At 48.3% G+C, this 18,838-nt stretch carries 18 protein-coding genes; 2 read left to right on the top strand and 16 right to left on the bottom strand.

Annotated elements, in window-relative coordinates; genetic code table 11:
- Positions 1-76: 76 nt before the first annotated feature.
- The 5 genes from DW739_RS00905 to DW739_RS00885 all read right to left on the bottom strand — a co-directional run bounded on the left by DW739_RS00905 (position 77) and on the right by DW739_RS00885 (position 4,439).
- Positions 77-424 carry a type II toxin-antitoxin system PemK/MazF family toxin gene (locus tag DW739_RS00905; protein ID WP_106999700.1) on the bottom strand — a complete coding sequence of 116 codons (348 nt, stop codon included), beginning with the start codon at positions 422-424 and terminating at the stop codon, positions 77-79.
- A 215-nt stretch (positions 425-639) separates the two neighbouring features.
- Positions 640-1,845, bottom strand: coding sequence for an alanine racemase (gene alr, locus DW739_RS00900; RefSeq protein ID WP_243017102.1), 1,206 nt, complete (start codon positions 1,843-1,845; stop codon positions 640-642).
- Between the two features lie 22 nt (positions 1,846-1,867).
- Positions 1,868-3,388: an NAD(P)H-hydrate dehydratase gene (locus DW739_RS00895; RefSeq protein ID WP_347560973.1), complete on the bottom strand. Its 1,521-nt coding sequence runs from the start codon at positions 3,386-3,388 to the stop codon at positions 1,868-1,870.
- Entirely contained in the window at positions 3,379-3,747 is a 369-nt protein-coding gene (gene acpS, locus DW739_RS00890; protein ID WP_106999698.1) for a holo-ACP synthase, read from the bottom strand. Before acpS ends, DW739_RS00895 begins: the two co-directional genes overlap by 10 nt.
- Entirely contained in the window at positions 3,744-4,439 is a 696-nt protein-coding gene (locus DW739_RS00885; RefSeq protein WP_106999697.1) for a redox-sensing transcriptional repressor Rex, read from the bottom strand. Before DW739_RS00885 ends, acpS begins: the two co-directional genes overlap by 4 nt.
- A 272-nt stretch (positions 4,440-4,711) precedes the next feature.
- Between DW739_RS00885 and abc-f the strand changes: the two genes are divergently transcribed.
- Positions 4,712-6,772 carry a ribosomal protection-like ABC-F family protein gene (gene abc-f, locus DW739_RS00880; protein WP_118673030.1) on the top strand — a complete coding sequence of 687 codons (2,061 nt, stop codon included), beginning with the start codon at positions 4,712-4,714 and terminating at the stop codon, positions 6,770-6,772.
- Positions 6,773-6,862: 90 nt separating this feature from the next.
- On the opposite strand, the gene DW739_RS00875 is transcribed toward abc-f, so the two are convergent.
- Positions 6,863-8,155, bottom strand: a complete 1,293-nt coding sequence (locus DW739_RS00875) for an N-acetylmuramoyl-L-alanine amidase family protein (protein WP_118742469.1) — start codon at positions 8,153-8,155, stop codon at positions 6,863-6,865.
- A 247-nt stretch (positions 8,156-8,402) separates the two neighbouring features.
- Between DW739_RS00875 and DW739_RS00870 the strand changes: the two genes are divergently transcribed.
- Entirely contained in the window at positions 8,403-8,600 is a 198-nt protein-coding gene (locus DW739_RS00870; protein WP_022359311.1) for a hypothetical protein, read from the top strand.
- Positions 8,601-8,704: 104 nt separating this feature from the next.
- Here DW739_RS00870 and DW739_RS00865 read toward each other — a convergent pair whose 3' ends face one another.
- The 10 genes from DW739_RS00865 to DW739_RS00820 form a co-directional block, all read right to left on the bottom strand.
- Entirely contained in the window at positions 8,705-8,995 is a 291-nt protein-coding gene (locus DW739_RS00865) for a type I restriction-modification enzyme R subunit C-terminal domain-containing protein (RefSeq protein ID WP_118742468.1), read from the bottom strand.
- Complete coding sequence (locus DW739_RS14805) at positions 8,986-9,162, bottom strand: hypothetical protein (RefSeq protein ID WP_182427916.1); 177 nt, start codon at positions 9,160-9,162, stop codon at positions 8,986-8,988. Before DW739_RS14805 ends, DW739_RS00865 begins: the two co-directional genes overlap by 10 nt.
- A gap of 10 nt (positions 9,163-9,172) precedes the next feature.
- On the bottom strand, positions 9,173-9,547 hold the full coding sequence (locus DW739_RS00860) for an MmcQ/YjbR family DNA-binding protein (protein ID WP_107001522.1): 375 nt from the start codon (positions 9,545-9,547) through the stop codon (positions 9,173-9,175).
- Between the two features lie 124 nt (positions 9,548-9,671).
- Complete coding sequence (locus DW739_RS00855) at positions 9,672-10,946, bottom strand: PD-(D/E)XK nuclease family protein (protein WP_118742467.1); 1,275 nt, start codon at positions 10,944-10,946, stop codon at positions 9,672-9,674.
- A gap of 398 nt (positions 10,947-11,344) precedes the next feature.
- Positions 11,345-12,625 (bottom strand): adenylosuccinate synthase, encoded by a 1,281-nt coding sequence (locus DW739_RS00845; RefSeq protein WP_118467494.1) that lies wholly within the window; start codon positions 12,623-12,625, stop codon positions 11,345-11,347.
- 210 nt (positions 12,626-12,835) lie between these two features.
- Positions 12,836-13,753 (bottom strand): LysR family transcriptional regulator, encoded by a 918-nt coding sequence (locus tag DW739_RS00840; RefSeq protein ID WP_107001527.1) that lies wholly within the window; start codon positions 13,751-13,753, stop codon positions 12,836-12,838.
- On the bottom strand, positions 13,746-15,176 hold the full coding sequence (gene purB / locus DW739_RS00835; protein ID WP_022359544.1) for an adenylosuccinate lyase: 1,431 nt from the start codon (positions 15,174-15,176) through the stop codon (positions 13,746-13,748). The genes DW739_RS00840 and purB overlap by 8 nt, the downstream gene beginning before the upstream one ends.
- A gap of 278 nt (positions 15,177-15,454) precedes the next feature.
- Positions 15,455-15,889, bottom strand: coding sequence for a hypothetical protein (locus tag DW739_RS00830; protein ID WP_118472488.1), 435 nt, complete (start codon positions 15,887-15,889; stop codon positions 15,455-15,457).
- 120 nt (positions 15,890-16,009) lie between these two features.
- Positions 16,010-16,393 carry a hypothetical protein gene (locus DW739_RS00825; protein WP_147355655.1) on the bottom strand — a complete coding sequence of 128 codons (384 nt, stop codon included), beginning with the start codon at positions 16,391-16,393 and terminating at the stop codon, positions 16,010-16,012.
- Entirely contained in the window at positions 16,366-18,828 is a 2,463-nt protein-coding gene (locus DW739_RS00820) for a phospholipid carrier-dependent glycosyltransferase (RefSeq protein WP_118742465.1), read from the bottom strand. The genes DW739_RS00825 and DW739_RS00820 overlap by 28 nt, the downstream gene beginning before the upstream one ends.
- Positions 18,829-18,838 lie beyond the last annotated feature (10 nt).

Genomic DNA, 18,838 nt, shown 5'->3' with positions numbered 1-18,838 from the left:
ATTTCGGCACTAAAAAGCTGCATCTTAACTATTTTAACACCATTCTGTATGCTTGACAAGGGGTTCGCGGCTGATTTTATGTATCCAGTTCCAGACTGACCTTCAGCGCACGGTCCACCTCCTGTAAAAGCGCCCCGTCGATATGACAGATTTTCTCTTTCAGCCGCTGCTTATCGATCGTGCGGAGTTGTTCCAGTAAAATGACCGAATCCCTCACCATCGCACAGCGGCGCGTGTTTAATTCCACATGCGTCGGCAGCTTGGCTTTGTTCATCTTTGATGTGATCGCCGCGCAGATCACGGTCGGGCTGTGCTTGTTGCCGATATCATTCTGGATGACCAGCACCGGGCGGACGCCGCCCTGCTCTGAGCCGATGACCGGTCTTAAATCTGCGTAATAAATATCTCCTCGTCTGATAATCACTCGATTCACACTCCGTCCAAACTATTTTAAGATATAAATAACTGCTTTGTACTTTCACAGCTCCACAGTCCGTTTATACCGTTAGTATGGACAGATTTACACCGCCTATACGCGGGTCGTCCCATAAATGCATCCGGCAGTCCAGGTTCCCGGCTTTGCCGAAGCTATCTACTTTATCTTATGAATCCTTTTTCTAAATGGTTCAAACACCGGCTTTACTCCATAAAATCCTCATACCGATCATCATTATAATCCTTTTTCCCGACGATCTTTCCACCTCTCACGTACACGCGCGGCACACGTTTTCCAAGCACGCATGGGATCTCATAGTGGAAACCGCCACTCCATTCCGCCAGCTCTTCCATCGTGATCTCGTCGTCTCCGTCGCGTCCGACCAGCGTTACCCGCGTGTCCTCAGCAGCCTCCGGGATATCGGTCACATCGATCATGCACTGATCCATGCAGACGCGTCCCAGAATCGGTGCGCGGTGTCCATGAATCAGGACATAACCCTTTCCAGAGAGATTTCTCGGATAGCCATCGCCGTATCCGGCGCCAATCGTCGCAATCCGCATCGGACGGTCCGTCACAAAGGTTCCGCCGTAGCTGATCGGCGTGCCCGGCTCCACTTCCTTAACATAGGTAATAAAGCTGCGGATCTCCATCGCCGGGTAAATCTTCATGTTCCGCTCTACCTCATCCGACGGATACAGACCATATACCGTGATACCGGCTCTCGCCGCATCCAGTCCCATCCGCGGCAGTTCCATGATCGCCGCGCTGTTCGCACAGTGGCACATCGGAATATGAACGCCTGCAGCTTCCAGACCTTCATGGAATTTCTGGTACCGCTCATACTGTAAATGGGTAAATGCCTTATCCGCCTCGTCAGCACGCGCAAAATGTGTAAACATTCCCTCGATCTCAATGCCCGGAAGCTTTGCAATCCGCTCTATCTCTTTCAGGCTATTTTCATCCGGGTGAAATCCGATTCGTCCCATGCCGGTATCGAGCGCAATATGCATTTTCGCCGTCTTTCCCATCGAAACCGCAAGTTTTGAGAGCAGCTCTGCCTTATCTTCCTCAAAGATCGCTGGACGGATATCGTCCTCAATCAATTCCGCAAAATGCCGCGGGTGCGTGCTGCCAAGCACCAGAATCGGTTTGTCAATGCCGTGGCGGCGCAGGTTCTGTCCTTCCTCCAAGGTTGCCACCGCATAGCCCCAGACAAACGGCGCGATCGTCTTCGCCACCGGGACAGCCCCGTGACCGTAACCATCCGTCTTAACCACGCCGATCATCTTCGTTTTTGCCGGAAGATTTTCGCGCATCGCCTCCATATTTTTCACAATCGCATCCAGGTCAATCCGCGCATAAATCCGGGTATATGGTTCTTCTGCCATTGTATATGCTTTTTCCATCTTTTTGTCTTCCTTTTTATTTTCAATCTATCTTTTCAAGCAGACAGTCCGCGATATCTCTTGCCAGCACGGAATGCTCTCCCTTTTTACAGGCAGCTGCCGCCCCGGCTCTTCCGTGCAGGAACACACCGAGCGCCGCCGCTTCATCCTCTGAAAATCCCAGCGCCAGAAGCCCGGCAATCACACCGGTCAGCACATCGCCGGAACCGCCCTTTGCCATCGCGGCGCAGCCGCTGTCGCCGATATACACATTGCCATCGCGCCCCGCCGTCACCGTCACGGCATCCTTGAGCACGCAGGTCACGCCTTTTTCTTCGCCATACCGCACCGCTGACTCGACCAGATCCCGTTTCAGTTCCTCAATCGAACGTCCCGTCAGACGCGCCATCTCTCCCAGATGCGGAGTAACGATCACATTTTCCGTAAAATACCCGGACAAATGCGGATGCTGTGCGACAGCATTTAATCCATCCGCATCCACAATGATCGGCACATAGGCGGAAAGCAGCACGTTCTGCACCAGACTTGCGACATGGGCTTCCTTTCCCAGTCCCGGTCCCAGCACGATCGCGCTCGCCCAGCCGCACTCCTGTTCCACCAGGCTCTTAAAACCTGCCGGATCTGTCTGTGCCTGTTCCGGATCATACGGCGTCAGGATCGCCTCCGGAAGGAGATTTTGCAGAATCGGCACATTTGCCCGGACGGTCAGGATCTTCACAAGTCCCGCGCCCATCCGGTACGCGGCCAGGGCGCTCAAATACGCTGCGCCGCACATCCCCTCCGAACCGGCTGCGATCAGGATTTTTCCATACGTTCCCTTGTTGGCGTCTGCCCGCCGTTTCGGGATCTGGTTCTGATCCTCCGGATCATAGGCAAAATAGGTATGCCCTTCATATTTTGTATACGCCGGAAACCCGATGTCGGCAATCACAATCTCGCCGCACAGCTTCCGTCCCGGATAGAACACCATTCCCAGCTTCTCATAGCCGAAAGTAACGGTCAGATCCGCCTCAGCTGCCTCGCCAAGCGCCGCCCCTGTCTCTGAGCTGACGCCGGACGGAATATCAACCGCAACTACCGCCTTTGGCTCTTGCTCACGCATAAAACGGATCGCCTCGGCAAATTCACCGCCGACCTCTCTGGAAAGACCCACACCAAAGATCGCATCCACCATGATCTCCACATGCCCCGGCACATAATTTTCAAACGCCTCCACCGGGATCCCCAGATTCCGGTCAATCGCCACCTGACAGGTCATCTCCCCCGTCCAGTGCGCCTTGTCACCGACCGTGAGCACCGTCGGAAGCGCGCCGCGCAGAAAGAGAATCCTAGCCAGCGCCGCGCCGTCCGCACCGTTATTGCCCGTTCCGCAAAATACCAGAAGCCTCTGCCCTGAAAGCTTCCCATACCGTTTTTCCATCTCGTCTGCAACCGCCAGCGCCGCTCGCTCCATCAGTACCAGAGAGGGTATCCCCACTTTCCGGATTGCATATCCATCTATCTCTTTCATCTGTTTTCCTGTCACCAGACGTCTCATTTCCATTCCCCCTCTCCGACTGCGTACGCGGATGCAAGACTGCCTGTATTCGTGATCGACACGTGAATCCGGGTGATTTTCAGGCTGTCCGCAAGTTTCTTCGCTCCCCCGTGAAGCTGCACCCACGGTTTTCCAAACTCGTCCCGAAGCACTTCTATATCCAGCAGTCCAAAGCCCCGAAAGCCTGTTCCAAACACCTTCGAGACTGCCTCTTTTACCGCAAAATCGCCGGCGAGCCGGGACGCATTTCCCCCAGCCTGCCGACGCTCTTCTTCTGTATATACACGCACCAAAAAAGCCTCTTTTTCACAGGCTTTTTTGATTCGCTCTATCTCTACCAGATCCGTACCAATTCCGACGATCATTTTATTTCTCCAGCACCAGCTGCCTCTTCCTGCTTTCTCTGCGCTTCTTCTCTCGCTTTCTGATCCTGCATGCTGCATACGCGGTAAGAAAGGCGCATCAGGCTCTCCGACAGATGGACATTTTCCACCACAACGTCATCTGGAACCTGTAAATCTGTATGGGCAAAATTCCAGATCGCCTTGATTCCGGCTTTGACAAGCCGATCCGCAATCTCCGGCGCTTTCGACTTCGGAATCGTCAGTGCTGCGATCTGCACTTCATTGTCCTTGATAAACTGCTCCAGATCCTCAATACCGCGGATCTCCACTCCACGGACTACCAGACCGACCAGACGCGGATTCACATCAAACATGCCTTTGATTAAAAAACCACGCCGCTCAAAATTCGTATAATTCGCGATCGCCTGACCCAGATTTCCCGCACCGATAATAATTAGGTTATGCTGACGGTCAATTCCCAGAATCCGGGCAATCTCCGAATATAAATACTTTACATTATAACCATATCCCTGCTGACCAAATCCGCCGAAATTATTCAGATCCTGACGAATCTGGGACGCTGTCACCTTCATGCGGATACTCAAATCATTCGATGAGATTCTCTCTACTCCCTCCTCGAGCAATTCGCCCAAGTAACGATAGTATCTGGGTAGCCTAGAAATGACCGCTTTAGATATCTCTTTCTGTTCCACGGCTTTCTTCCACCTTTCTTTCCTCTAACGTTGTCCATATGGTTTACGCAAACCTTCGGACAATCTGATAAATTTATTATAGTCATATGATAAATAATTGTCAATTTTTTTATTTCATATGAGGGATTTTACATTGTATTTCGCAAAATTTTCTGACCAGAAACAGCCATTAACCGTTCTCATTCTTGCATTGCTTCTTTATTTATATTATAATTTGAGATTGACGGTATATTTTTAACCAAAATACATGGATACAACCACAGGAGGAATCTATGATTTTATCTTGCAGCAATATTTCAAAAGCATTCGGTACAGAGGAAATCCTCAAACACGTATCGTTTCATGTAGAAGATCACGAAAAAGCCGCCATCGTCGGCATCAACGGAGCCGGTAAATCGACTCTTTTAAAAATAATTGTCGGAGAACTCGCAGCAGACGAGGGCTCCGTGACCATCGCCAAGGGCAAAACCCTCGGTTACCTGGCACAGCACCAGGATCTGCATAGCCAGACCACCATTTATGACTCTCTTCTGGAGGTCAAACGTCCGATTCTGGAAATGGAACAGCAGATCCGCACGCTGGAACTCCAGATGAAGCACGCCGAGGGCGAAAAGCTCGAAACGATGCTCAACACTTACAGCCGCTTAAACCATGAATTTGAACTTTTAAACGGCTACGCATGGCAGAGTGAAATCACCGGTGTCTTAAAGGGACTCGGCTTTGTCGAGGAAGAATTTTCCAAACCGGTTTCCGAACTTTCAGGCGGTCAGAAAACGCGCGTCTCCCTCGGTAAGCTCCTGCTCTCCAAACCGGACATCATCCTTTTGGACGAGCCGACCAACCACCTCGACATGGAATCCATCGCGTGGCTGGAAACCTATCTGATGAACTACGCCGGGACGGTCATCATCGTCGCCCACGACCGCTATTTTCTGGACCGCGTCGTGACCAAGATCGTCGAGCTGGACGGCGGCATCGCCACCTCTTTCCAGGGCAATTACACCGCCTACAGCGAGAAAAAAGCGATCATCCGCGCCGGTGTGCTCAAGGCTTACTTAAACCAGCAGCAGGAGATCCGCCATCAGGAGGAGGTTATCACCAAACTCAAATCCTTTAACCGTGAGAAATCCATCAAGCGCGCCGAGAGCCGTGAAAAAATGCTTTCCAAGATGGATCTTCTGGAAAAACCAACCGAAATCAACGACGCGATGCACATTACGCTGGAACCGTGCGTCACCAGCGGAAATGACGTTCTCTCCGTCCGTGAGCTTGCCAAGAGTTTCGACGGCATGACACTCTTCACGGATCTTAACTTTGAGATAAAACGCGGCGAGCGCATCGCCATCATCGGCAACAACGGAACCGGCAAGACCACAATTCTCAAGATGATCAACGGTCTTCTGACCCCGGACAACGGCGAGATCCGGTTAGGTTCCAAGGTGCATATCGGTTACTACGATCAGGAACACCAGGTTCTGCACATGGACAAGACGCTCTTTGACGAGCTGCAGGACACCTACCCGGATATGAACAACACGCAGATCCGAAATGTGCTGGCGGCATTTCTCTTCACCGGCGACGATGTCTTTAAGCGCATCCGCGATCTGAGCGGCGGCGAACGCGGACGTGTTTCCCTGGCGAAGCTGATGCTCTCGGAGGCGAACTTCCTGATCCTCGATGAGCCGACCAACCATCTGGATATCGCCTCGAAGGAGATTCTGGAAAACGCGCTGGTTCATTATACCGGAACCGTTCTCTACGTCTCCCATGACCGATATTTCATCAACAAAACTGCGACCCGGATTCTCGATCTGACGATGGGAACACTGATTAATTATATTGGAAACTACGATTATTATCTGGAAAAGAGGGAGACGCAGGAGAAAGCCTATCTGGCTTCCGCCGCACAGGCAGCCAGCCGCTCTGCAAAATCTTCCGGAGCCGGAAACACAGGGACTTCCAGCCATCTGACCGCTGCGACAGGCGCAAATCCGACTGCTCTTTCTGGAAATGGCACTGGTACCTCTGCTGCTTCGTCCGCTTCTGCCGTGACCGCTGCAGTTCAGGCGGCAGCCAGCGCTTCCTCCGGCAAATTGGACTGGAAACAGCAGAAGGAAGAACAGACGCGGCTTCGTAAGAAACAGAATGAATTGAAACGCGTCGAGGAAGAAATCCACACCCTTGAAACCCGCGATCAGGAGATCGATGCGCTTCTCTGCGATGAGACTGTCTTTTCCGATGTTCCGCGTTTGATGGAACTGAATAAAGAGAAGGAAGAACTGAATGCAAAGTTAGAGGGATTGTATGAGAAGTGGGAGGAATTGGCAGAGTAGTGGTTACTGTTCACGCATACGCGCCCAGTAACGGAATTTGCCGCGGCTTTGCATTTACATACGGCAAATTCCTGCTGCCACCACGTTTTCTTACGGCACTTCCGATGCCGGACCACTCTTAGCCTTTAAAGATTCATCCCCAGCCGGTCCGGCTCCATTTCCGGCAAATTCCGGATCAGAGTTCATCTCGACCCCTTCGGCTTCGTCTGGTTTTTGTCCTTCCTGCCAGAATCCTAACTTTACGACATATTTGTATAATTCCGGACTGTTTTTTCGGATGTCAGCTCGGACATCTTCGTCACAGCAGGCGGCGAAAAAGCTGCCGAACTGCATCTCCGGCTTATCGTCAAAGTAGGATGGAAGCGGCTGCACCAGTCCACTGCCAGCCAGATATCGCTCGAAATCCGTCAGGGCACGTGAGGTTTCTTCGTCGCTTAGTTCCGACGCAGCGAACTCGCCGAATGCCATCGCAAGTCCCTGCGGTTTAGAAAATTTGATTTTCTTGTAATGCACATCTGTATCATAATTGACAAAATAGATACCCTGCTCTGTTTTCGGCGCTGAGAAGTATGCCTTGTCTGTGTAGTACATCAGCTCCCAGCCTGATTCTGCAAATCGTTTGATCCACTCTCTTGGCACGCCTGCCAGTTCTTTCGTAATCTGTTCTTTTTCACTGTCCGACGGACGCCGTTTTCCCATCAAACGCACATCATGCGTCCGGTCGCGCAGTCCATTTGCATCGTAGTAGTTGAGTTCCACGTACTGATCCGCCGCCATCTGACCATTGTCAAAGAAATAATATTTATGCCCGTTTACCATCCGGTTTCCGCCGCTGAACATAACACATTTGGAATCAAACCAATACCAGGCATTTCCTGCCTGATACCAGCCGGTCGTCAGTGCTCCATCCTCGTTTGCATGATACCACTGATCCGTCTCTTCCTCATAAATCCAGCCAGTCATCATCGCGCCGCTCTCGGCGAAATAATAACGGTTTGTGCCGATTTTCCGGAGTCCCCGCTGCATATAGCTGCTTTTTCCCAGATAATACCAGTGACCATTCGATTTCAGCCAGGACGCTTTCAAAAAGCTGCCATCCGTCAGGCGGTACTGCCAGTCCTCGCCGTCTCCGACCCACTCGCCCTCATACAGATACATTTCTTTATTTTCAAAACCAGCCGCGCCACTTTCTGTCGCCGATGCCTCTGTCTCTGTTATATCATTGGCATTATTTTCGGTGCCGAACCTGTAAACTTGATTTTCTTCCTTGCCCTGCGCCGGGGTGTCCGCAAACGCATCGTTACCTGCCGCCAGCGCTGTCCCACAAACAAACAGGGATACTAAAAAGGATGCTGCCCACATAAATTTTTTCTTCCAATTCATCGTGTGCCTCCCCTTTCTTGTTCATAATTAAGCAAAAAACTGTGAACAGTTGCCACATCTCTTCTTATTTTACCGCACCGCAAATGAAAAGTATAGAAAAAAATTCTTACATCCTTTATAATAATAAAATAAAAGACAGTTCATCAAAGACAGCAATATCCAATCTGCCTTTGAAACAATATAAAAATGATTACAAATTCCAATCACTCTTTTTTATAGAGTTATAAAATTAGAAAGGATACCATATATGAAATCAAAACGCATTTTGGCGCTGACAGGTGCTGTTATCCTAATCGCCCTCTACGTCTCTTCCATCATCTTCGCCCTGATGGACAGTCCACTGGCAGAAAATCTGCTGCTGGCATCGCTGTTCTGCACGATCGTTATACCGGCGGTGCTCTATGGGTATGCGGTGGCACTGCGATATTTTAAAAAGAAAAAATAACGTTCAAAAAGCAAACGACTGTCTATTTCTAACACAATACGCAGTCGTTCGCTTCTTTCACTCTTCTATACTGACTGCCTCCGCAGTCTCCTGTCATTTTTTCATCATCCCGCCACTGTAACCGCATTCTCCCGGACATCATTAATCGCTTTCATAAGCGCTGTTCTCGTTCTCACATCAAACAGCTTTAAAAAACTAATTGGCTTATCAAACGGAGGCTTCTGCAAAACAGCCACATTCTCCATATACCCATTCTGCTCCATATGATTAATAATCTTATGAACAAAATTGATCTGCCGTTGCTTCAATGACTGATCGTTAATAAACTCTGAAAATGCCACTGACCGGACGCTGTGGAGAAGTCTTGTCATCCCAGAAATACGTTTCAAATCCATTCGTCGTAAACATCATCGGTCTGCGGCCAAACTTCCTCTCTAAACAGTCCGCATACAGCATAACCTGTTTCCGACCAACATTCCTTGCTGGTGCGCTTCGCTTCCACCACCGCTGGCGCAAATAATGCATATTCTTTTGTATTCTTTAAAAATTCAAAGTTTGACATAAGATCCCCCCTATTTGGAAGTATTCTTCTTTTTCTTTGGCGCTGTCAGCTCATAGCTTAACGCAAGTAAATTTTTAATCGGCTCATCCAGCCCCGCATCCCCCAGCAAAACACTGATCCACTTCTCCTTGTTCATATGGTATGCCGGAAAATATCCTTTCTGCCCCCGCAAAGAACCTATCAGCATCGGATCACTCTTTAGATTTATAACATCTATGATATTATCATCCTCCAACCCCAGCTTACTCCCTGCAACACTCAAAATCACGCCATACCATTTATCATTATCCGCCCGACGCAGCACTGCGTTCGAATCCTTCCACGGATATTCCGCTTCCGTGCCATATTCCTGTTTTACCCATTGAAATAATTCTTCTCTTGTCATTTTGGTGAAACGCCTCGCTTTCGGTTTCAAGGTAGAATATATTTGTTATTTGCAATGTTTTTGTTTGTGTAAATGTGTTTTTATAGTGCAGTATGATATTCTGTTTCAGCGACAATTTATCCCTTTACAAAAGCCACCCCAAAAGTTCTCTCTCGAACACCGCCAACGCCCGCTTCACATACTCCCTCCGCGCCGTTTCATCCACAAGCGAAACCGCGCACGAATTCATCTGCTTAAAATCTGGCACTTCTGCCTCTTCGCAGTGGCGTTTTCCGTTCGGATAACACCAGGCAAACCACCAGTCCTCCGGCAGAATTATTTCCTTTTTGAGATATCTGGATGCCTCCTGCTTAAGCCCGTCGGTTATATCATCTACCTGATAGCCTTTCGAAAAGCCATCCTTGGAGCTGGCTTCTTTATCAAACAGGCAAAATCCCGCAAACAAATTATGTTCTACCTCAATCCGAAACCAGAGTTCCAGACCCGCTTTTTGAAATTTTGCCTTTTTTACCACATAATTCAATCCGGGATAGGTGCTGTAACAATCATAAAATTTATCATGCTGTGAATCCTGATAGGAATAATATCCACTATCCTTTTCTAATTTCAAACCATATTTTTCTATAATCGGCTGCATCTGCTGCTGAAATTCTTCAAACACCTGGCGAATCAGCCGCACCTTTGCCTTTTTCATTGATTTTTCAATCTCAATTCCGGCAAGAAATTTTTCCGGCGATTCGTACAATGCCTCAATCACTTTATCTGCCACTTTCTTCTCTCTTTCATCCGCTATGCTATGTACCGCATCCAAATATTGCTCCATCACTGCCCGAAATGGCTCTTTTAAATTTTGCAATTCACCTTTTAGCCACCGATAGATATCTTCTGCCCATGAAATACACTGGATTTGCCCTAATGGTAATAAATTTCCTCCGCCTTTCTTCTTCCGGCTGTACTCAGATGGCGGAGTTCCAAAACGGGTTAGATATATCAATCGGGAATTTTGTGCCATCTCAAAGTAATCCGAACACTGTCCTTCCTGTTCCCCCGCATAGATTTTTACCTCGATCGGAATCTGATACTCCGCATTCCGTATGAAAATATCAATTCTTCTCTCTTTATCAATCGGGTACTCTTTGACTACCTCCGTATGCAATAGCAATGTATCGCTTACCGGATCCATTTTCAACACATCTCGGATAAACGATTTCAGAAACCGGATTCCGCAGCCATGCATTCCCTCCGGGTTCAGCAGATTGGTCAAAAAACGGCACATGATCACTTCACGGCTCTGTATCTCTAATACATCAAAAATGTTGTAGGCTGATAATTTCTTATGAAATGGTATGTTTTTACAGTTTGTATGAATTTGCGATAGTAAATCTCTATATGTTTCCATTTCTCATTCTCTGGCGATTCCCGTTTGTCTCATTTTTCATTTATAAAACGATTTCTTTTTATCCATCATACCATAAAAAAAACGGTTCTCACAGACTCTATCCAAGGCATCCCTCCAATTTTCTTCACACCAAATCATACCTTATCCTGAATTATTCCCTCTTCAAAAAATCAATGACAATTACGAAAAAATCGTCCTTTCCCTGAATCCCGGAATGGACTCTTCCTATGATGGCATAAAATCTAAGAATTTAATTGACTGGCTGATTTCAGAATAAACTTGAAAAAGAATGTGCCTTTTTGTGTAATAGAGAATTCCAAGGAATTTCCTATTACACAAAAATAGCGGCGGTCTGCACTCATCATGCAGGACCGCCGTTGAAATTGGATTCTATAAAGTTACTTTCTCATAATGATCTCATCACGTCCCGGACCATTGGATACCATGGTTACCGGTACGCCAAGCTCTGCCTCGATCGTCTCGATGTAGTTGCGGCACTCTGCCGGGAGATCTTCGTATTTCTTGATTCCGCGGATATCACATTTCCAGCCCGGAAGTGTCTTCAGAACCGGTTTTGCCTTCTCCAGCTTGTAGGTTACCGGGAAGTCTTTAACAACTTCGCCGTCGATCTCGTAGCCAACGCAGATCGGGATCTCGTCCAGATATCCCAGAACATCCAGAACGGTCAGAGCCACTTCGGTTGAACCCTGGATGCGGCAGCCGTAACGGCTTGCTACTGCGTCGAACCAGCCCACACGTCTCGGACGTCCGGTGGTTGCACCGAACTCACCCTTATCACCGCCACGACGACGAAGCTCATCTGCCTCATCACCGAAGATCTCGCTGACAAATGCACCTGCGCCGACTGCACTGGAGTATGCCTTTACAACGGTTGTGATCTCTTTGATCTCATACGGAGGGATACCTGCGCCGATAGCGCCGTAAGCCGCCAGAGTCGAAGAAGAAGTAACCATCGGGTAAATACCGTGATCCGGGTCTTTCAGGGAACCTAACTGACCCTCAAGAAGGATGTTTTTGCCCTCTTTGATCGCGTCATGCAGATATGCAGATACATCGCATACATACGGCTCTACCATCTTCTTGTATTCCATCAGCTCTGCCAGAACCTCATCCGGGTTCAGCAGCGGTTTGTGGTACAGATGCTCTAACAGGACATTCTTTGTCTCGCAGACACGCTGTACTTTATCTTTCAGAGCTGCCTCGTCCTCGAACAGTTCGCTGACCTGGAAACCAATCTTCGCGTATTTGTCAGAGTAGAACGGCGCGATACCGGACTTGGTGGAACCGAAGGACTTGCCGCCCAGACGCTCTTCCTCATACGTATCAAACAGAACATGGTACGGCATCAGGATCTGTGCACGGTCCGATACCAGAATATGCGGCATCGGAACACCCTGAGATACCAGGCTTTCCAGCTCTTTTACCAGGAATGGAATGTTTAATGCCACACCATTGCCAATGATGCTGGTTGTGTGTCCGTAAAATACACCGGACGGCAGAAGGTGAAGTGCGAAACGGCCATAATTGTTGATAATCGTATGACCTGCGTTGCTTCCTCCCTGAAAACGGATAATGATGTCGGATTCCTTAGCAAGCATATCGGTAATCTTACCCTTGCCTTCGTCTCCCCAGTTAGCTCCTACTATTGCTCGTACCATGAATTTTCCTCCCTCAGAAGAATATAAATACTTTTCGGCATGATCGAAAAACGATCATGCCTTCTTACTGTATAATCATACACAACTTTTCTATATAAGTAAAATCAATATTATTTATAAGCTACATAATTAACACTTATACTATTGATGCTCACACATATGCCAGGCAATGTGATTTGAAAAACCGCTACTTTGCAGCTCCTATTTTTCTCATGTGGTTACCTTCGCCAGCTGCTTAAAAAGCTTCGCAGCCGCTGGGGACATCCAGGCTTTTTCAGCTGCCACCAGACAAAACTCACGGGATGGCATCTCTTCGTCAAATTCCAACGCAAAAACATCCCCATTTCCAAGAGCCTCCGATGCAAAATCCGACATAAGACAGCCGATTCCCAGATTCCGCTTAACAAACTGGACAATCATCTCACTGGTGGCCAGTTCAAACTCCGGCTCCAGCCGAACCCCGCGCTTTGCCAGAAACTCATCCATAAAGCGGCGCGTACTGGTATTGCGCTCCAGGAAGATGCAGGGGCAGTTCAACAGCTCTTTATATGAAAGTTTTCTGCCCTTTAACTGGGCTGCATATTTGGGTCCGGCTATAAATACATTGCGGATCTCCTGAACCGGAAGACTCTTTACCGCCTGCTTGGTCTCAAAAGGTGTGCTGACAATACCGAAATCAATGTGTCCCTGATAGAGTGCTTCAAGGGTCTCGGGCGTCGGACCGTTTGAAACCGTCACCTTGATATTCGGATACTGCTCATGAAATTGTTCCAGATATGGAAGCAGATAAAACTGGAGTGTCATATCGCTCGCGCCAATGCGGATCTCGCCCGTTTCCAGGTCCTTCATGCGCCGCAGCATCGTCTCCCCGTCCTGTATCGCATCAATTCCCCGTCTGACATACGACAGAAGCAATTCTCCCTCGCTCGTCAGCTTCACGCCGCGCGATGTCCGCAAAAAAAGGCGGCAGCCAAGCGCGGTCTCCAGTTGTCGGACCGCCTGGCTGACCGCCGGCTGGGAAATGCAGAGTGCCTCTGCGGCCGCCGTGATGCCGCCGCATTCGCACACGCTGCAGAATACCCGGTAATACTCCAGATTCACACTTCCATGTAAATCCTGTTTAGACATTGATCTCTGCTTTCACTCCCAGATCTTCTTTATTTGCATCCAGAATCGGCTGGATTACCTCTGCCAAGAACTCATCTACCTGCTCTTTTGCACGGCCGGTGTAGCGCTCCGGTTTCATCGCTGCTTTCAGGTCATCTAAGGACAGATTGAACGCCGGATCCGCTGCAATCAGCTCGAGAAGGTTGTTATCCAGACCTTTCTCTTTCACATTCTTTCCAGCTTCCATCGACAGAGTACGGATCTTCTCATGCAGTTCCTGACGGTCACCGCCTGCCTTTACTGCATCCATCATGATATTCTCGGTTGCCATGAACGGAAGCTCTGCCATCATGTGTTTCTCGATAACCTTCGGATATACAACCAGACCGTCAACAACATTCAGGTACAGATCCAGAATACCATCAATTGCAAGGAAGCCTTCCGGAACACTCAGACGCTTGTTCGCAGAATCATCCAATGTACGCTCAAACCACTGGGTAGATGCAACCATCATCGGGTTCATCACGTCTGCCATCACGTAGTTAGCCAGGGAAGCCATACGCTCGCTTCTCATAGGATTTCTCTTATATGCCATAGCGGAGGAACCGATCTGATTCTTCTCGAAAGGCTCTTCTACTTCTTTCAGATGCTGAAGAAGACGGATATCGTTGGAGAATTTATGGGCACTCTGTGCAATACCGGCAAGAACATTTAATACACGTGTATCCTGCTTACGGGAATAGGTCTGTCCGGATACCGGATAGCAGCCATCAAAGCCCATCTTCTCCGCGATCATCTGATCTACCTTGCGGCACTTTGCATGATCCCCATCAAAGAGCTCCAGGAAGCTTGCCTGTGTACCGGTTGTTCCCTTGGAGCCAAGGAGACGTAAGGATCCAAGCACATAATCCAGATCATCCAGATCCTGCTTGAGCTCCATCATCCACAGAGTTGCACGCTTGCCGACGGTGGTCGGCTGTGCCGGCTGGAAATGGGTAAATGCCAGGGTCGGCTGTGCTTTATATTTATCAGCAAATTTAGCCAGCTCATCCAGAACACTGATCAGTTTCTTACGTACCAGCTTCAGGGCTTCTGTCATAATGATGATATCGGTGTTGTCTCCTACGTAGCAGGAAGTTGCACCCAGATGGATGATTCCTTTTGCTGTCGGGCACTGTACACCGTACGCATACACATGGGACATAACATCGTGACGCACCAGTTTCTCACGCTCTTTAGCAACATCAAAATTGATTTCATCCTTATGTGCTTTCAATTCATCGATCTGCTCCTGCGTGATCGGAAGGCCAAGCTCCTTCTCCGTCTCTGCCAGCGCAATCCAGAGTCTTCTCCAGGTGCGGAACTTCTTGTCCGGAGAAAAAATATACTGCATCTCCTTGCTTGCATAGCGCTCGGAAAGAGGGCTTACATATCTGTCGTACATGGCTAATCTACCTCGCTTTCTTTTTTCAGGGTATGGAAAATAGTCTCTTTCGCAGCCATTTGAAGGCGTCACCGACACATTTTCTCAATATCCTACCTGCAAATTATAATACAGGCACTTTTCAAAATCAATCACTTTTCGCTGTTCCGGCTGCAGCTCTTTCGTTCTTGGTTACTGTTCACGCATACATGCCCAGTGACGGAATTTACCACAGTAACCGTTCCTGCTCTTCCATTCATCATTCATGCCCGGCCAAACGTTTTTCCTGCCGCAAACAGTCACTCTCCTTCTGATTCCACCCGTTCGTGCAGGATTTCCAGCTCTCCGGTCTTCAGATGCAGACGGATTTTCGTGGAAGTTCCCGTTTTTTCTGTCGCTCCGTATGTTTCCCCGGCATTTTCCCGTTCAACTGTTCTCTTCTCCTGCCAGTCTGCAGGCGCTTCCTCCGCCCCATTCTCTGCTCTTTCCCCCTCCGGCAGTTCATACTCGATCACATCCATCTCTCGGATCGACCAGATCCGTTCCCGCATCTTCCATATACTCGCCAGGTACATGGATACAGCCAGTGCAAGTCCATACAGAAAATACCTCTGCCTCCGCTTCCTCCGCCAGCGGACGCGTTTCAGATAGCGGCGAATCTTCCGTTTTTGATATTTAAACAGCTTTCTGCTTTGCGGCATTGATTTTTGTGCATTTCTATGTTTCTCTGACATCTGCATTCCTCCCGCAGGTGCCTCTCCATTTTTACTATAACAAATAGAAAAAAATCTGTAAAGATGATGCGGCTCACAGGCAGGGCTTTTCCGAACTGAAAGTTGTGGTTTTTAGGCAGTTTATTTTTTCTCATGATACGCTTTTTCTGTATTCACACTCCAGATATGCTCCTTATCCGCACTTCCCGCCAGAAGGAGATCCACTGCACAAAATGCTGTCATCATCGAATGATCCATGTTATTGTAGCGATGCTGTCCATTCCGTCCGATACACAACAGATTTTCGATTTTATTCAACCATGCAGTCAATTCACCCATCTGGTCATAGGTGCCAAAATAAGCTGGGTATGCTTTCTTTACTTTCTCGATATGAAAATCAAGAATTTCCAGAAAACCAAATCTATAATTTATCACATAAGCCGTCAAAAGCACCCCCAGAAAGCCAGCGCTGATCGCCCAGTCTCTCTTTTTTTCTTTCATGACAACACCCAACCTTCCAGCCATTCCAGCCACTGCTCGGCAAATTCCTGTTTTACCGGATATCCAGACAGCACCGGATAGAAAAGAAGGAACGCGCCGATCACTGCTGCAAGATACAGCAGCGCTGCTTTCCTGGTTCGTTTCGGATCTCTTTCCCAGAAAAAATGCAGACAATTTCCCAGCATTAAAATCTGTATCATACTGCACGCAAAATACTGATAGATAAACACGGTTCTGTGGATAAATAACCACGGAAACAGCATAGAAGCATAGGAAATGCACAGATATCCCGCTATTTTATCCTGTCGAATCTGCCACAGGTATATAGTATAAAATAGCGCCGGAATTGCCGACCACCAGATTACCGGGTTTCCAAAAGTTGAAACCACACTGATTTTACCAGACTTAAGCGACGTGTATGCATCCAGAAGCGGTCGTTTAATCCAGGCCCACTCATACCATTCAGAGGCATATGGATGTTCAAACACCGTTTTCTCATGATAATGAAGCATAAGCTGTTGATTTTCCCACATAGTCTGGAAAACATTTCCATTTCCCATACCATTTCCATAAGAAAGATAGGATGCAACGTAAATCACTGCCGGAATCAAAATGTATGCAGCGATACAGATGACAGACAGCCCCGCCAGGTAACTTATCGCCGCCTGTCCAGACATTCCCTTTCTGGTCCGTGCCGCAGCTGTCCCATATTCCTGGAACAAAAATGTAAAAAAGAGGACTGCAATCCCCGCGCAGGCATATACCCCTGTCCACTTCGATGCCATCGCCGCTCCAGCTGCCATGCCATTTAAAATCATCAGACACACCGTTTTCCAGCTGCATCCCATTTTCAAGTCATCCAGCACCAGATACATCAGATAAAAGGTAAGCAGGATAAAAAATCCCACTATCACATCAATGGTTCCGATTCTTGACAATGTAAAATGCATGAAATCAAAGACTATCAACAGTGCTGCAAATGAGGCAATCCATGTACTCCGGCTGATTTTCCGCATAAACGCATAGCTGACCGGCACCATCAGGATGCCAAACAGAGCACATACACACCGCCATCCAAACGGCGTCATTCCAAATACGCGGATTCCCAGACTCATCCACCATTTTCCAAGCGGTGGGTGCGTTGTCTCATAAATTGTACACCCTTCTACTATCTCATTTGCCGTTCTGGCATGGTAAACCTCATCAAACATACTTTGGTATTCATAGGTTGTATCCGCCGGAAACAATTCCTGCTCATCAAATGCCTCTGGATAATCCTCTGCATTGGATGGAAGGATCGGATTTCCATCTGGATCCAGAAGAACGATTTCCAGAACCTCTGCACTCTCATCCATCGACACGATCCCTAGTTCGTAAGTGCGGTAATGAATTTCCACTGGATTCCAGCAGTATACAGATAACAATTCTGTCTCTTCCCCGATGGCATCCCAGCCATCTCCCTCGGCATTCGGAACCGAGCATACAAAATGTCTCTTCTCCTTTCCACCCAGATAAACCTGCGCTTCTGAGATAGTCACACTTCCATCAAACCGAAGCACCATCTCATTTCCGTGGCTATCATTTTTTTCAAATTCATACGCAGTCTGCGGCGCCTTCATGCTTCCAAGATTCACAAATGCCATCACAGCAAAGAGAACTGTCAATCCTGCTGCCATACACCAGTCACGGCCGGACCAGGGCGCGCCGGTCTTTTCCGACTCTGTGTTCTTTTCACAAGATTTTATTTCCAAGCTCTTCCCGGCATCTATTTTTTCACTCCCCGTCATTCGTTTTGATGCGCAGCGTGCCGCTTTTGCTTCATCCAGCTCGACTCTCGATTCAGGAATCTGACATTTTTCATGTAATATTCCAACATAAGAAGCAATTCCATATACACAGGTTCCCACACCCAGTACTGCAAAAAACATCAGCATCAGCGGATAAAATTCATCTCCCGGACTGCACTGTCCGAAGCGCTCTCCGGTGATATCCCGCGCCCAGAGTATGCCAGTTCCCGCAACCGTGAGAAGAATTCCAATTTTTTTGAATCTTTCTATTCCAAGACGCGCTCTGAAGTGCTCTATCCACGAACTGCCCACGAAAAGAATCAATACCGCCAGCCAGATAAAAAGCATCCGCTTTTTTCCCTGTGAAAGAACAGATAATACCGGGATCGGATTCCAAATATAAAGATACAGGCATTCCCACACTGATTCCCGGCTTCCGTTTTTCCCGGACAAAATATATAAAAGCCCGGCTGTCACCAGATCCATTGCCATGACTTCCAGGAAGCCATGAACCTCCTGATTAGAAATGGCAAAGAATACAAAGCGCGTAATCAGATACCCGGCCGCTGCTTTCCAGCAAAGCTTTCCCGCCATCCCCCGCTTTTTCTTTTCCTCATACAGCCAGATGACAGTCAGGCACGCCGTAATGGCGATACAGTAAGCTGATTTCATTCTGGCACCT

The organism is Clostridium sp. AM28-20LB (assembly GCF_003480665.1).
In the GTDB taxonomy this organism is placed as follows: Bacteria; Bacillota; Clostridia; order Lachnospirales; family Lachnospiraceae; genus Otoolea; species Otoolea fessa.
Note: the sequence above shows the minus strand (reverse complement) of the source record. Positions and strands in the feature narration are given on the sequence as shown.